This is a genomic window from Rhizobium sp. PvP014 (genome assembly GCF_017876855.1).
GTDB lineage: Bacteria > Pseudomonadota > Alphaproteobacteria > Rhizobiales > Rhizobiaceae > Neorhizobium > Neorhizobium soli.
Genome location: NZ_JAGIOT010000002.1, coordinates 1,672,295 through 1,687,244, shown reverse-complemented (window position 1 = coordinate 1,687,244; position 14,950 = coordinate 1,672,295). Strand labels below are relative to the sequence as shown.

At 58.3% G+C, this 14,950-nt stretch carries 15 protein-coding genes, 1 tRNA gene and 1 pseudogene; 3 read left to right on the top strand and 14 right to left on the bottom strand.

What is annotated here, in order from left to right; genetic code table 11:
- Positions 1 to 192 precede the first annotated feature (192 nt).
- Entirely contained in the window at positions 193 to 801 is a 609-nt protein-coding gene (locus J3A65_RS12720) for a hypothetical protein (protein ID WP_209901515.1), read from the bottom strand.
- A gap of 193 nt (positions 802 to 994) precedes the next feature.
- A tRNA-Arg gene (locus J3A65_RS12715) sits at positions 995 to 1,071 on the bottom strand.
- Between the two features lie 235 nt (positions 1,072 to 1,306).
- Here J3A65_RS12715 and J3A65_RS12710 point away from each other — a divergent pair.
- Positions 1,307 to 1,594: a DUF3329 domain-containing protein gene (locus J3A65_RS12710; protein ID WP_175487240.1), complete on the top strand. Its 288-nt coding sequence runs from the start codon at positions 1,307 to 1,309 to the stop codon at positions 1,592 to 1,594.
- A 9-nt stretch (positions 1,595 to 1,603) separates the two neighbouring features.
- Here the strand turns inward: J3A65_RS12710 and J3A65_RS12705 are convergent, their stop codons facing one another.
- From J3A65_RS12705 to J3A65_RS12690, 4 genes and pseudogenes are all read right to left on the bottom strand, one after another.
- Entirely contained in the window at positions 1,604 to 2,161 is a 558-nt protein-coding gene (locus J3A65_RS12705; protein WP_082472049.1) for a hypothetical protein, read from the bottom strand.
- A 232-nt stretch (positions 2,162 to 2,393) separates the two neighbouring features.
- Positions 2,394 to 3,218 (bottom strand): annotated as a pseudogene (locus J3A65_RS12700) (transglutaminase family protein); the annotation flags it as partial.
- 36 nt (positions 3,219 to 3,254) lie between these two features.
- Positions 3,255 to 4,196, bottom strand: coding sequence for an alpha-E domain-containing protein (locus J3A65_RS12695; RefSeq protein WP_062455418.1), 942 nt, complete (start codon positions 4,194 to 4,196; stop codon positions 3,255 to 3,257).
- 12 nt (positions 4,197 to 4,208) lie between these two features.
- Positions 4,209 to 5,618 (bottom strand): circularly permuted type 2 ATP-grasp protein, encoded by a 1,410-nt coding sequence (locus J3A65_RS12690; RefSeq protein WP_062582734.1) that lies wholly within the window; start codon positions 5,616 to 5,618, stop codon positions 4,209 to 4,211.
- Between the two features lie 370 nt (positions 5,619 to 5,988).
- Here J3A65_RS12690 and J3A65_RS12685 point away from each other — a divergent pair, with 370 nt between their 5' ends.
- Positions 5,989 to 6,870 carry a DMT family transporter gene (locus J3A65_RS12685; protein WP_209901511.1) on the top strand — a complete coding sequence of 294 codons (882 nt, stop codon included), beginning with the start codon at positions 5,989 to 5,991 and terminating at the stop codon, positions 6,868 to 6,870.
- A 651-nt stretch (positions 6,871 to 7,521) separates the two neighbouring features.
- Here J3A65_RS12685 and J3A65_RS12680 read toward each other — a convergent pair.
- On the bottom strand, positions 7,522 to 8,010 hold the full coding sequence (locus J3A65_RS12680; RefSeq protein ID WP_245341536.1) for an Imm26 family immunity protein: 489 nt from the start codon (positions 8,008 to 8,010) through the stop codon (positions 7,522 to 7,524).
- Between the two features lie 133 nt (positions 8,011 to 8,143).
- On the opposite strand from J3A65_RS12680, the gene J3A65_RS12675 reads away from it, so the two are divergent.
- Entirely contained in the window at positions 8,144 to 8,431 is a 288-nt protein-coding gene (locus tag J3A65_RS12675; protein WP_209901509.1) for a hypothetical protein, read from the top strand.
- Between the two features lie 284 nt (positions 8,432 to 8,715).
- Here J3A65_RS12675 and J3A65_RS12670 read toward each other — a convergent pair whose 3' ends face one another.
- The 7 genes from J3A65_RS12670 to J3A65_RS12640 form a co-directional block, all read right to left on the bottom strand.
- On the bottom strand, positions 8,716 to 9,144 hold the full coding sequence (locus tag J3A65_RS12670; protein ID WP_209901507.1) for a hypothetical protein: 429 nt from the start codon (positions 9,142 to 9,144) through the stop codon (positions 8,716 to 8,718).
- Between the two features lie 153 nt (positions 9,145 to 9,297).
- Positions 9,298 to 9,453 (bottom strand): hypothetical protein, encoded by a 156-nt coding sequence (locus J3A65_RS12665; protein ID WP_209901506.1) that lies wholly within the window; start codon positions 9,451 to 9,453, stop codon positions 9,298 to 9,300.
- Positions 9,454 to 10,324: 871 nt separating this feature from the next.
- Positions 10,325 to 10,810 (bottom strand): hypothetical protein, encoded by a 486-nt coding sequence (locus J3A65_RS12660; RefSeq protein ID WP_209901504.1) that lies wholly within the window; start codon positions 10,808 to 10,810, stop codon positions 10,325 to 10,327.
- A gap of 113 nt (positions 10,811 to 10,923) precedes the next feature.
- Complete coding sequence (locus J3A65_RS12655; protein WP_209901502.1) at positions 10,924 to 11,394, bottom strand: hypothetical protein; 471 nt, start codon at positions 11,392 to 11,394, stop codon at positions 10,924 to 10,926.
- Positions 11,395 to 11,643: 249 nt separating this feature from the next.
- Positions 11,644 to 13,401, bottom strand: a complete 1,758-nt coding sequence (locus J3A65_RS12650; protein ID WP_245341535.1) for a DEAD/DEAH box helicase — start codon at positions 13,399 to 13,401, stop codon at positions 11,644 to 11,646.
- A gap of 478 nt (positions 13,402 to 13,879) precedes the next feature.
- Entirely contained in the window at positions 13,880 to 14,233 is a 354-nt protein-coding gene (locus J3A65_RS12645) for a hypothetical protein (protein ID WP_062455439.1), read from the bottom strand.
- A 276-nt stretch (positions 14,234 to 14,509) separates the two neighbouring features.
- Positions 14,510 to 14,851, bottom strand: a complete 342-nt coding sequence (locus tag J3A65_RS12640; protein WP_062455440.1) for a hypothetical protein — start codon at positions 14,849 to 14,851, stop codon at positions 14,510 to 14,512.
- Between the last annotated feature and the right edge of the window lie 99 nt (positions 14,852 to 14,950).

Below are 14,950 nucleotides of genomic sequence, written 5' to 3'. Positions count from 1 at the left end.
GGTTCTAAGGCTGCTCAGCAATTTTGTGGTGTAAATGATTGCCGTGCACTTGTGTTGTAGTTTTCGACTGGAAATGGTTAACGGACGGTTAAAAGCTGCAAGCAAAACTTGATATTACGCAAATTTCTGCGGCGGCAGTAAGGGGAGGTACTCTGTGGAAAAGCATTCCGACCGGCAGCCCGATCGCCCGGTCTACCGCCTACCAAGGACAGTCGCGACCAGTTCCAACTCCGGGTCGAAGTCGCTGACGAGCATCTTCAGCTGCGCTTGGATTTCCCCGGAATTGGTAATGTCGTTCAGCGGGATCACGTTCCTGCGCAAAAAGCGTGAGTAGAGCCTACCAGTTTCGGCTGCGTCCGGCTGGAACTGAATGCGGTCAAGATTGCTGGCGACGGCCGCGGTCTTGATCGCTTCGATCATGCCTTTCCGAACCTCGTGCGAAGAAGCCGGGCCGACCTCGGCATTCAATCGCAGATATCCTGATATGCCGTCCTCGCTCACCCGCATCTCGGCCAGAAGGATCATTGGATAACCCGCCCACCATCTTTCGCAACCCTTCCAGACAATACCCATCTTGTCGAGCTCATCCCGCCATTGGATAGGAAGGAAAGCCACAAGGTTCTTAGCCGATCCGGCATAGAGGAAATGGCGACCCCCGATCTCGACCTGTTGCTTGGGCCTCAGCTCGCTACCGAACACACTTCGGATCGCACTATCGAAACCGGTATTCGCATTTGCCTTTGCAAGCAGGCCAAGCAGTTTTTTGCTGTCGAGATAAAGCTGGCGCGTCTGTTTTTTCATTTCGGAGCGTTCACGTTAAATCAGTCGGTTATTATTTTGGCGCAGGTAGAAATAAGCATCTAGGGGACTGAATGCGTTGAGGAAAGAACCTTGGGGTGGAGAGGGTAATCATTGTGCTTACGCTGCGCTAGCGTATTTCCGATCCATTAGAGATCAAGAAGAAAAATAAAAATCAATGATTTCTTTGGTTTAGTGGCGCACCCGACAGGATTCGAACCTGTGACCTTTGGAATCGGAATCCAACACTCTATCCAGCTGAGCTACGGGTGCATGCCGAAAAGCGATGACTCGCTTCGTCCGATGAGACGGTTCTTAACCCAGGATGCTTGCGGCATCAATTGGCAAAATCGGGAAATCGCAGCCTGTGGGCAAGATAGCGGCCGTGGGCGTCCCGCGGGGCTGCGTCGGGGAGAGGGAAAGTGGGAGTGATCCCTTGCAATTTTCGCTGGGGACAGGGATATCGTCGGGGCAGGGCCGTATCTGGCCGCGAGGGGAGCAGGCAGGCATGATCGATCCGAACCACCCGTTTTATGGGCCGCTCTGGCGGCGGATCCTCATTCCGGCGATCTGCTTCGGCTGGGCTGTGTTCGAGCTTTATGCCGGTTCGGTCACCTGGGCTGTCATTTCCGGGGGTCTCGGCCTTTATGCGGCCTACAAGCTGTTTCTCGAAAAGCGGCCGGCTGCACCGGTTACGATGGCCGAGCCTGCACAAGACGAGGATGCGCCGGCCGACGATGCGCAGGTGCGCAATGCGCCTGAGCGGCCTGCCGACAGGACGTTCGACAAGACCTGAACTTTAAAATCAGCCGAACATCCGCGCGTGGATTTCCCGCGCCCTGATCGCCTGGTCGATCAGCAGGTTGGCGATCTGCATCCGCGTGGTCGCCGCCGGACGGAACCGCTCGGCCACGCCGTCCGGATGGTTGGTCTTGGCAAACCGTCTTCGCTTGTCGTTAAGCGTGGCTTCCGTGTCGACGTCGACAATAGCAAGTTCGCCGGCAATCTCATCCGTCGTCAACCGGGTCAGGTGTACAGGTATGGACGGTTCTACCGGATCGACCGGCTGCGGCTGCGGGGTTTCGGATGTGAAATCACCTGGCGAGGGCGGAGCTTGCGCCTCCATCTCTTGCTGCGTGCCGGCTCCTGGTTCCAGTTCCGAGATGTCGGCGAGGTCTGCGAAATAGGCGTTGGTGTCGCCAGTCGCACCTGTCTCTGGTTCCTCGTCGGTCGTCGAGATGACGAAACCCGTTCCAAGGCCGCGGACGCGGAAATCCGCTGCCGCCTCTGTCGGTTGGTCGTCGTCGCGCTCGCGCTTCAGCCGTGTCAGCACCGACTGGAAGATCGATTGTCCCAGCAGCATTTCCGCTCCCTTGCTATCGGCGCAGACAATCATGCCTGGATGGTGCCGGGCTTGCGCGAGAGTCGGTTAAATTTACGTAAACAACGACGGCTGTCTTAGGCAGCCGATCCTGATGTCACGACTGGTTTTGTCCTTGCGTGGTCTGGCTCTGCCCGCCCTGAACCTGGCTCTGTCCACCTTGGCTTTGGCTCTGTACACCGCTCTGGCTTTGAGAACCCTGGGTCTGTGAGCCTTGAGCTTGAGTCTGGCCCTCATCCTCCACCGTCAGCGACACCTTGAGGTTTTCGCCGAACGTCTCGGAGACCCGGCCGATGCGCATGCCGGAGATCGGGGCTGCGTCGCGGTAGTCGAGGCCGGTGGCGAGCCGCACATAGCGCTCGTCCGGGCAGACGTCGTTGGCCGCATCGAAGCCCACCCAGCCGAGGCCCGGAATATGCGCCTCCGCCCAGGCGTGCGTCGCCACCTGTTCGGTCGTGCCCTCCATCAGAAGATAGCCGGAAACATAGCGGGCAGGGATATCGCGCAGCCGCGCGGCGGCAAGGAAGATGTGGGTGTGGTCCTGGCAGACGCCGGTCTTTGCGGCAAGCGCTTCTTCGGCGGTGGTTTCTGTCGTTGTGGTGCCCGGCGTATAGGCCACGGTCTCGTGGATCGTTTCCATCAGCGCATGCATGCGGGCAAGCTCGCTGTCGCCGGTCAGGGCTTCTGCCAGCGCCTTTACCAGCGGGCCGGCTGCCGTGCGCGGGGTTTCGCGGAGAAACAGCCAGAGCGGGCAGAAGCCCTGATGGGTGCCGAAAACGCCGGCCTTGTCCACGGTTTCCACTTCGCCCGAGGCGACGATGCGGATTGTGTTCTCGCCGCCTTCCGACGACACCAGTTCGACGCGGTTGCCGTACTGGTCGGCATAGCCTGCCTCAACCGTGGCGCCGTCCACGCTCACCGTCCAGTTGATGATCTTCTGGGTGGATCCTGCGGTCGGCGTCAGGCGAAGCCGCTGCAGCGAATAGGGCAGCGGTTCGTCATAGGTATATTCCGTCGTATGGGAAATCTTCAGGCGCATTGTTTCAAATCCTCAAGGGACGCCACTCGGCCCGTCCTACTGGTAAAAGCGATAGCCTTGCGAAATCTCGGCGCTCAACTGGTTGTTGCGCGATACGAATTCCTCGAGAAACTCATGCAGGCCGTGATCCATGATCTCGGTGATCGAGCCCCGCGTCAGCGTCGCGCGGATCGCGTCGGCCGTGTCGTGGGCCGTGTGCCGCTCTGCGTATTCCCGCTGCAGGTAGCCGAGATTGCTGACGATCTTTTCGTAGCAATAGGCAAGCGAGCGCGGCATCTGAACTTTCAGGATCAGGAAGTCGGCGATATTGCCGGCCTGATAGTCGCCGTCATAGACCCAGCCATAGGAGCGGTGAGCGGAAACCGAGCGAAGGATCGATTCCCACTGGAAATTATCAAGCGCGCCGCCGACCTGGCTGACGGAGGGCAGAAGCACGTAATATTTCACGTCGAGAATGCGGCTCGTGTTGTCGGCGCGCTCGATAAAGGTGCCGATGCGCGAGAAATTGTAGAGATCGTTTCGCAGCATGGAGCCGTGAAAAGCACCGCGGATGAGGGCGCAGCGGTGCTTGATGACGTCGATCAGTTCCGGCAGTTCGGTGGCCTTGAGGTTGCGCGCAAGCCGTGCCTTGAGATCGAGCCAGGCCTCGTTGGTGGCTTCCCAGGTTTCGCGCGTCAGGGCAGTTCTGACCATGCGGGCATTGTTGCGGCCCGATTCGATGCACGACAGGACGCTCGACGAATTGGCCGTGTCGCGCAGGAGATAATCCACCGCGTCGGCTGCCGTCAGCTTGGCATGCACCTGCTTATAGGCATCGCGCACGCCGGCACTTTCCAGAACGCCGTGCCAGTCCTCGTCGGAGGATCCGGCCCGCGTCAGCGAGACGCGCAGACCGGCATCGACGAGGCGGGCGATGTTTTCGGCACGCTCGATGTAGCGGAACATCCAGTAGAGGCCGTTTGCAGTTCTTCCCAGCATGTGTTTACGCCCTCAATCTTCCAGTACCCATGTGTCCTTGGTGCCGCCGCCCTGGCTGGAATTGACCACAAGCGAACCCTGTTTCAGGGCCACGCGTGTCAATCCGCCGGGAATGATCTTCACCTTGTCGGACACGAGGACATAAGGGCGCAGATCGACGTGGCGGGGGGCAACGCCCTTGTTGACGAAGATCGGCACGGTGGACAGAGCCAGCGTCGGCTGGGCGATGTAGTTGGTCGGTCGCGCCTTGAGCTTTGCGGCAAACTCGGCGCGCTCGGCTTTCGTCGCGGTCGGGCCGACCAGCATGCCGTAGCCGCCCGATCCATGCACTTCCTTGACTACCAGTTCCTCGAGATGCTCGAGCACGTATTTGAGGCTGTCGGCTTCCGAGCAGCGCCAGGTCGGCACGTTTTCCAGAAGCGCCTTGCGGCCGGTATAGAACTCGACGATCTCAGGCATGTAGGAATAGATCGCCTTGTCGTCGCAGATGCCGGTGCCCGGCGCATTGGCGATGGTGATGTTACCGGAGCGGTAGACGTCCATGATGCCAGGAACGCCAAGCGCCGAATCCGGCCGGAATGTCAGCGGATCGAGGTAATCGTCGTCGACGCGGCGGTAGAGCACGTCGATCGCCTCATAGCCGCGCGTCGTGCGCATCTTCACCTTGCCATCGATGACACGAAGGTCCGATCCCTCGACCAGTTCGACGCCCATCTGGTCGGCCAGGAACGAGTGCTCGTAATAGGCGGAATTGTAGATGCCGGGGGTCAGCACCGCGACACGCGGCCGTCCCTTGCAGCCGGGGGGTGCGAGCGAGGCCAGCGACTGGCGCAGCTGGCGCGGATAATCCTCCACGCGCTGCACCTTGTTCAGGGTGAACAGCTCGGGGAACATCTGCATCATCGTCTCGCGGTTCTCCAGCATGTAGGAGACGCCGGACGGGGTTCGGGCATTATCCTCCAGCACGTAGAACTGGTCCTCGCCGGTGCGCACGATATCGGTGCCGACAATGTGCGTATAGACGCCGCCCGGCGGCTTGAAGCCGATCATTTCGGGCAGGAAGGCCACGTTCTTCTCGATCAGCTCGCGCGGAATGCGGCCGGCCTTGATGATTTCCTGCTTGTGGTAGATGTCGTCGAGAAAGGCATTGAGCGCCACGACGCGCTGCTCGATGCCTTGCGCGAGCTTGCGCCATTCGCGGGCGGCAATGATGCGGGGAATGATGTCGAAGGGGATGAGTTTTTCGGAACTGTCGGCATGACCATAGACCGCGAAGGTGATGCCGGTCTTGCGGAAGATGTTTTCGGCATCCTGCGTCTTGCGGATCAGATGCGCCGTATCCTGGCTGGCATACCAATCGTGGTAGGTCTTATAGGGCAGACGCGGCTGGTCGTCCGCGGTTAACATTTCATCAAATGCCAAAGGTATGTTCCCCATTTTTGGTCATAAGAATACAACGGCATTGGCAATGCAAGAACCATGCTCAGTTGCGTATGACAAATATACGACCCGTCCTGATGCGGTGAGATAGGGCCTGAACGACGATCAAAAAGGGCAACTGCCGATGGAATTAGCGACGGCTCATCTTCGGTCGTAGAAAGACCGCTCGTCAAAGCAGCAACTGCCTCATCGCTGATCACACCGGAGACCGGATCTTAGTCGCACACCGTCAGATGCGCTGATGGGAACGGTGAGTATTTCTACTTTGACCGCGTCGCCGCCACAGCCTAATCAGACGCCGGATCATTTCCCGCCCACCGGCCTTGTCAAAGCCACGCTCCGGAACCTTCTAATGCTCGACCGCCTGGCTCCGGCCGTTTTTGTTTTCCTGTGGTCGACCGGGTGGATCGTCGCCAAATATGCGTCCGCCCATGCGGACCCCGTCACCTTTCTGGCCGCCCGGCATGCACTGGCGGCCGTCGTCTTCCTTTGTCTCGGGCTTGCCCTGCGGGTCACGTGGCCGAAGACCGGACGCGAGATCGGCCATGCGGTGCTCTCAGGCATTTTTCTGCACGGGCTTTATCTCGCCGGCGTCTGGTATGCGATCGGGCAGGGCGTGCCTTCGGGGCTGTCGGGCATCATTGCCGGGCTGCAGCCGCTGATGACGGCGGCGGTCGCGCCGTTCCTGCTTAGCGAAACGCTTTCCCGCCGCCAGAAGCTCGGCCTCGCGCTCGGCTTTGCCGGTATCTTCATCGCCATCTCGCCGCAGCTTTTTAGAAGCCTGTCGGCCGGCATGACCGGGCTCGGCCTGCCGCTTCTCCTCAATCTCATGGCGATGGGGTCGGTCACCTACGGTACGATCTACCAGAAGCGCTACCTGCAGCAGGGCAACCTCGTCGCCATCGGCACGCTGCAATATGTCGGAGCGTTCATCGTGACGCTGCCGGTCGCCTATCTGATCGAGCCCATGCGCTTCGACTGGACCACCCAGGCACTCGCCGCCATGGCCTGGTCCGTCATCGGCATCTCGCTCGGTGCCGTGGCACTGCTCCTCTACCTCATCCGCCGCGGACAGGTTTCCCGCGCAGCCTCGCTGATCTATCTCGTGCCCCCCGTTGTTGCCGTCGAAGCGGCGATCCTGTTTGGCGAACCCCTGACCCTCCCCATGGTCACCGGCACCGCGATCGTGGTTCTCGGCGTGTATCTGGTGAACCGCAAGACGAGGGCGGGGTGAGGGCCATTTGAGGCTGAACCTCTCTCGCTCCGACCTCCTCTGCGTCAACATGGCGGATGTTGTACGCAGCCGTTCTCATGTACTGCTCCGCCCGCCCGTTAATGCACTCAAAAGCCTGGATATCACCGACATGTGGGATTGGTTCCCGATCGTCTTCTTCCCGCTCAAGATCATCGTGCTCGGCACTGGCATGTTCTTCGCCATCAAGTGGCATAGGGATCAAGAGAAGAAGAAGTAGCGGGAGAGGAAGCTGGCTTCTGTGCAAGCAGCCCGATCGCTGGCGGGGATGGGGAGTAAGCCCGGGGGCAGCTTTGCGCCAATTGCGGAAGTGGAAAGTATTCAAGCTTGATCCAATACATCAATGACCGGATCATGACTGCTCCTAAAAGCAACCTCGAATCACTTTTTTGGTCAGTTGTGAATCGTCGTCGGTTTTTCTGATCTTATATCACAGACCGGAGGCGCTTCTCGCTTCTGAGGCTTTGCGCTCAAAGGCGCGTTCTATTGCGTGATTAAGAAAGGCAAAGTCGTCGAAACTGTAACTATCTTCCTCCGGCACACTTTCGCGAATGCTCGTAACCGATTCTCCTGCGCGAAGGCGTCGACGACGCTTCGCCGCAACATCGGGAGTTCCGACAAGATCGATCAGCGCTATTTTCGGGGCCGCATGGATGCCCACCACTTACTCGAGATGCCGTTCAGATGATCACGAAGCCTGTCTTCAACATGTTCAGGGCTCCAAACAGCGGCGCATTCTAGGCGGTTCGCCTCTTCAAAACTGAGCGGAGACTCGGCATTCGCGATGGCATCATACGCTGAAATTCTGCCTGAAATCCCGTCCTGCTTAAAAAACACCGCGCCGTCCAACTCGGACACCGTGGGTGGATCAACCCTTCCAACGATGGGCCATCGCCCGGACTTCGCAGCTCTGTCCATCACCCATAGCTTGAAGAGAACCGCTCGATCTCGCACGTCTTGAACCGGTTCTTCACGTTCGGAAACGCCGTCAAGAAAAGCGAACAGCGGATGCGTTAGGGCGACGGCGTGAAATTGCTTCTCGTTTCCGAGGTCGATCCTAACGATATCACCTCGTTTCTGCTTTCTGCCGCTGACCATCGCGCCCTCGCTGTCCAGCGGCATGTTTAGCGGGTTCCGAGAAGTCCGCAAAGGGCGAAAAGGCGACCTCGGCAGCTTTGCGCCACAAGCGGTCACTGAAGCGATCTGATCCTCAGGCTACTGAGGCAAAGCTTTCGAATAGCCAATGGGAGATGAGATGCCTCGTTATGACTTCAATCACCTAGAGCACATGGCCAAAAAGTATATCGAGGATAGCAAAGTTGCTGATGCGATCAAGATTTACCTCTTCATGTCGGATGGAGACCCCTCACTCGATGCGGGCTATCTCGGAGAGCGGCTGGGCATTTGTTACGAGCAGCTAGGCGACCTTCACGCGGCGAAATACTGGTACGGGCGTGCGGTCGAGGAAAATCCAGAGGTAAGGCTTGAAGCAGCGCAAGCCTACGAACGCCTGAGCAATGTCGGCATCGACCATCTGCTGTAAGTCCGCTTCGGGCCGAAGCTGTCACGGGCGAAAATCGATAACCATCGATAAGCTCTAATTATCAGCGGTCACCTGCCAGCCGAGCCCGACGCATCGTTAGCCGTTGTCAGTGGTCGGTTCCGGCTGGGGGCGAAATGACACTCCACGCGCAAGTGGCTGCTGTCCCAATTGAACCCTCTTGAATTTTAGGCTCGAGAAGTCGTTATTCCTATGGACAAATTGCTGTCGAAAACAGACTATTATTTAATTGAGCCAGCCGCTCGGCAGCTTTGCGCCAGAAACGGTCATGATCGTTGGGGCCGAACTCTTCCCATATGATCCAATTCTTTGACCCGCTTGCCGGGAATTCCACGGAATTGGTCGATGGAAGTTCGGCCTTGATTGTCTTCCGTCGTAACGCTGAAGCCGCGCAGATCGCCTTGCCCCGAAAACCGAGCCGAGAGTCTGCGGAAGTCTTGCGCCGTAATCCCGTGCCGGTCACAAAGATGCGGTAGTTCTTTTTGGTATTCCTTGACAGCATTTGCAAAGGATTGACTGACCAATCCGCCAGACGTTCCTCCGGATAAAAAGTCTACGTCAATATAACCCTCAGGGGCGGACGCAACTTCGGCGTAAACATCCGTCATATAAACGCCGATCATAAGGCCCATCCCAGACGCCAATGAGTCCGCGATGTTATGACCTACGGCTTTAAGCTTATTGAATTTCGACATCCTTATTTTCCTAATATCACACGCATTGGGTGGCCATGGGCGATCTTACTACCCGCAGTGATGACCGCTATGGGCCAGAAGGAGAGTTAGGGAGCTATGTGCTCGAAGTGGACTGGAGGCGTCGAGCTTGGCCGCTAGAACGACGGCAGCGTTTCAATTTACCCCTGTGAAGAAATAGACGCCGCCGAATGGGTTGTATTTGAAGTCGTCTTCTTCATATTCGTTGATGGCCTTCAACTCCGCGCCGTAGCGTGCGACTACTGCTTCTACGCCGTCCGCTGCCATCTCGTCTGCGACGCTGTCGATCATCGCACTGAGTGCCAGCTCATCTACGGATGAGTTGCTCCGTACGAACACCTCCGGTAGACCTACAAGATGAAAGCCCACGCTAGATAAGTAGTATCCATCGGTAAGCGGCCTCTTTGCAAAGGCTAGACGGCACGCTCTAGTAGCCGCGCCAGGTTCCGCGCCTTCCGCTTCCTGCGCCAGCTGCCGCCACCGGGCGGCTCCATGCGCGACGCCAGCGCTTTCCCCCTTCGCAGCGGTCGCGCCAGCCGCAAGCAATCGCTCCACCAGCCTAAGAGCTGTCAGCGAAACGGCAGGAGCTTCCGCAGCCTCCATGTGCGGACCGACGACATAAACGACGCATCCATGGCTGATAACCGCCTCGACGTCATGTTGGTGCCACGCGTCTTCGTGTACCTGATCCCAAAAAACGCGAAGCTCTCGCTCATACGGACGTCCGGAGCGTCCTGAGTGGATTCCATGTCGATTTCGAAATCCGTAGCAAAGTCTTTGATGGCGTCTTTTGCAGCCTGCAGTAAATCCTGGAACCCGTCTACGGATCCAAGGAAGCAAAGTACATTCCGCGGCCTGTATTCGGAGAAAGGCGTATGGTGCATTGTATTCTTCGCAAACAATTGGGAATTAGGTAGATGATGCGAAACCCACCGCACCGTTTACGTGCAAATGCGCTCGCAATGATGATAGGTCGATGTCAGCTTAGAGCCGGAAGGCGAGCTTGGCAGCTTTGCTCCGTGATGAGACCGTTTCGTTGCAGCAGCTAGGAGGGTGCGTAACAATTTTAATTCCGATCGGCGACTCTGTCGATGCAATAGTTCGAAAGGTAAGCCATCAAGAACACTAAATACTGATACTCACTCATGTCTAAAGTTATTGCTTACTTTATTCGTATGCGAAGAAATCCTTCAAGCAATGCCCAAGCAAACGCCGCTGCTAAAAACATGATGATTCCAACATTGCCTTGCGCGAAACCACCAGGGGAGACAACCGCCTTAAAGCTTTGACCTACGATAAATATTATTGGGAAAATTACAATTGCCCATCTTATTTCTTTATTCCTGATGACAGGATCGTTTTTATCTGAAAACGGGGTGTAAGTATAACGTGCGTGCCTTATTCGAAGAGTGACAACAGCTGCTATACTCGCCAATCCACTAAGGTATATGATATTCGTGTACTGCTTGAAAAACGATAATACCATTATCGCTTCTACCAAAACAATAGTGTAAGTGATCGTGTCTTTAACACCAGGTATAAGCATGGTTTCTCGTTCCATTAGCAGTGGTAGATCGCGGCGATGATGCGGTCTGATCAGAAACTTTGTCTCCGGTTTGCGACCCATCGTGCTTGTTTGTAGCGGCATTTGCCTTGCTTGCAGCTTGGGTCTTCTCCATACTCGATGGAGAAAGGAAGGAATGCATAAATTTCAGCAACCCCAATGACTGCTTGTGGCCGTCACCGCACCAGCCGACCACATCAATCCGGGACGCCGTTTGGAAACAACGTCCGCACGTCGGAAGAGCGGTACGTTTTGGAGCCGCAGTCATCGGCAAAGGCAAGATATTCCGCAAAGAAGTTGGCTCGTAGCCGCAAGAATTCGCGTGTGTTTTTTGTCAAATCGTTCTGTTCGGCAACCGATTTCTCGATCTCGTCCAGTTGCATGTCCAAACTGTCTTTCGGAGCACTCGTTTGACGCTGCTTGTTGACGACACCGTGTGATTCGTCGACAGCTAGCGCCAAGCGCTTGATGCTCAGCTGGAGCCGCTCCTTTTCGACAGCAGCATATCTGATGATGCAGGCTCGCAGCTCTTCCGGGGCGAGAATCGCTGACTGACCGTCGGCAAACTCAGCAGGAACGCCAAACGGAAGCAAATCTCTCGAAATCGAAAAACGGTCCGAGCTCATGTCCGTTGAAAACAGTGCGAAAATCAAAAGCGGGCCAAGCAAGATTTCATCCCGATTGTCTATGCGGCAGTCATTTGCGGGATACTATTGTACATGAAATCCATTTGAAAGACGCCGTTGCGTCATATCTGCTGGACGAGGATTGAAGTCGATCGGCACCGAAATGCATCTGTCGCTTCGTGGCAGGACGCTGAGAAGAGACGGCTCGCGCCACCCCCAATACCAATACCCCACAAACAAAACGGCCAGGATTTCTCCCAGCCGTCTGAACTCTCTCAACTGCTTCTCGCGTTAAGCGCGTGTGGTGCGCTTGCGGCCCTGATGGCCGGCGGTGCGCTGGTCGATGGGGGCCTGGCCGCGGTTGTCGTTGCCGAAGCGAACCGGGCCGCGACCGTCGCCCTTGGGGGCTGCGGCCGGCGTGTGCCGGTTTGGCTTGGCTTCGCCGGATGCGGCGGCCGCATTGCCCTGATGGGCCTTGCGCTGGCTGCCGGCTTCACGCGCGCCGTGGCTTGCATGGTCGCGGTTGCCGGAACCGGCTGGCTTGGCTGAGCCACGGTTGTCAGGACGACCGCCAGTCTTTGCGCCCGGGTTGCCGAACTGCTTCTTGACCGGACGGAAATCCGAAGTCGAGGACAGATCGTTATCTGGCGCTACGCTTGCTGCTGCCGGCCGTGCAGCCTGCGAACGGGGAGCCTGGCTTCTTGGCGCTTCTGCACCGTCACCAGCGAAGAACGGCTTGCGGGCCGGACGTTCGCGGCGCGGGCCACGGGCTTCGCCGGCAGCACCGGCACCGCGGCCTTCGCCGCCGCCGCCATTGCCGCGTGGCTGGCCGCCACGGCCGCCCTTGTTGCCGCCGCGGGCATTGGCGCCGCCACGGTTGTTGTTGCCGTTGGCGCGAACCGGACGGTTCATCGTCTCAGGGCGCTCGCCGGTCAGCGTCTTGATCTCGATGTTCATCAGCTTTTCGATGTCGCGCAGCAGCATCGTTTCGTCCGGTGCGCAAAAAGCGATCGCGATGCCTTCGCGGCCGGCACGGGCCGTGCGGCCGATGCGGTGAATATAGGCTTCCGCGACATCAGGCAGATCGTAGTTGTAGACGTGGCTGACGGCCGGGATATCGATGCCGCGGGCCGCGACGTCGGTCGCGATCAGCGTCTTGATCTCGCCATCACGGAAACCCTTGAGTGCCCGTTCGCGCTGGCCCTGGCTCTTGTTGCCGTGGATCGAGGCGACCGAGAAACCGATGTTTTCAAAGTGCTTCATCAGCTTTTCAGCGGTGTGCTTGGTGCGCATGAAGACGATCGAGCGGCCATCCGGGTTGTCCATCAGCGACTTGCGCAGAAGGTCGGTCTTGTCGCCCTTGCCGGCAACGAAGTGGACGAACTGGTCCACCTTGTCGGCTGCCTTGCCCGCAGGCGTCACTTCCACCTTGACCGGATCGGTCAGGAAGTCGGCGGCCAGATCTGCGATGGCCTTCGGCATGGTGGCCGAAAACAGCATGGTCTGGCGCTTCTTCGGCACCATTTTCGAAATCTTCCGCAGGTCATGCACAAAGCCGAGGTCGAGCATCTGGTCGGCTTCGTCGAGCACGAGGAAGCGAACCGTCGTCAGGCCGATGGCGCGGCGCGAGATCAGGTCGAGCAGGCGGCCAGGCGTGGCGACGAGAATGTCGGTGCCCTTTTCCAGCTGCAGCTGCTGCTTGTTGATCGAGACGCCGCCGACGACGAGATTGATCTTGAGCGGACGGCCCTTGATGAAGGTCTTCAGGTTGGCGGCGATCTGGTTGACCAGTTCGCGGGTCGGCGCAAGGATCAGCGCGCGGGTGGTGCGGTTGTCGGGGCGGGTCGCGTCGGCCATCAGGCGCTCGATCAGCGGCAGGCCGAAAGCTGCGGTCTTGCCGGTGCCGGTCTGCGCAAGGCCGATCAGGTCGCGGCCTTCGAGGAGAAGCGGAATTGCCTGGGCCTGGATCGGCGTCGGGGTTTCAAAACCAAGCTCGGTGAGCGTGGCGACGATCTGCTTGGACACGCCAAGAGATTCAAAATTCGTCAAGTCGAATACCTTTCGGGGCGCCAAAAGCGGACGCTCCGAAATGGCACCATGCCATCCGGGCTGCTTGTGGCGTCAAGAACCCCGCGTGATTTGGGAACTTGTGTGTTGGAAATTACTTTCCAGCGCTTGAACCCTCATCCCGAGGGCGATCTATCTGTGCGCCTTGTTCCTTCTTCGCGCTGTCAGTATGGACGCGGGGCAGCTCACGCGGCTGCCGGAAGGTGAAAGCTGGCATGCATTTGGTTGATTTGCCGCCGAAAGTCAAGGTTCTTCTGCAAAACGACGCAGGCTGTCCGCTAGCTGCGACCCGGTAGGCACTCACGTCACAGGGGATTTTCTCGAGTCGTCAGCCCTCCGAGCGGCGGCCACACGAACGGCGATCCCCAAGGCAATGGTCGCGCAGAGTGGCGGCCCAAAACGAAAAAACGGCGGTGCATCGCACCGCCGTATCGCAAATCTTGATGGACGCCTGGACGCTTTAGTAGCAGACCCGTGCGCGGTAGGCTTCGCCATACTCGTTTTCCACCCATTCATGGTGGCAACGCGGTGGTGGTGGCGGTGCGGCATAATAGGCGCGACGGTAGACGACCGGCGGCGGTGGTGGCGGAGCATATTCGTATTGCGGCTCCACATAGACCGGACGCTGCGATCCTGACACGATCGCGCCGCCGATCAGGCCGCCTGCAATCCCTGCCGCGGCACCCAGCAGCACATCGTCGCCGTGGTGACGGTAGTGATCGCGGGCCTGCGCTGCCGGTGCCGTCGCAGCAAGTGCGCCGGCGACTGAGAGAGCCGCAATGCCAGCAGTAATGGTCTTTTTCATGATCGACATGCCTGGTTCCTTTCCCCGTGGTGTTTCGAGGTACGATCAGAGCGTCGCTCTCAATCACGGCGGATTGATGGAAGTTTTATCGCCGTAGTCTGAACGCCTATTCAGACTCCACCGTGGAAAAATTGCTTTTCGAAAGGTGTCGGCAACCCAGGGTCTGCCCGGAGATTGAATTGCGGCGAAAACCCGGCAATTTGCGGGAGGAATTGTGGCTCGAGCTGTCTGGCGGTTTTGGCGGGCAAGAAAAAGCGCCGGGTCTGAACCCGGCGCCGGAGATGATCAGCAGTTGTTCGTCGTGGTGCCGGAACCGTCGGTCGAACCGCTGGTTGCCGAAGGTGCGCCACCGACACCCGTCGTGTCGCAGCCGCCTTTGCTCGTGCCGTTTCCGGTCGTCATGCTCTTGGAATCCGTGCTGCCCGTGGTCGTCCCATCGTTGGCGCTATTGGACGGCGTTTTGGACGGTGTGTTGGACGGCGTCTGGCCGGTTGTGCCGCTGCTCGTTCCGGATGCAGCGCCTGCGCCAGACGCGCCGGAACCTGCGGATCCACCGGATGCACCTTGAGCGAATGCCGATGTTGCAAGGCCAAGCGTCAGCGTGGCAATCGTCACAAGTTTCATCATCGAAAATTTCCTTTGTTCGCTTCACGTCAGGGTTAACCGGCGTCGGCGTCCAAGGTTGCCTGATGCTGCCGATTTAGTGTCATTGCGTTGATCCTCGAT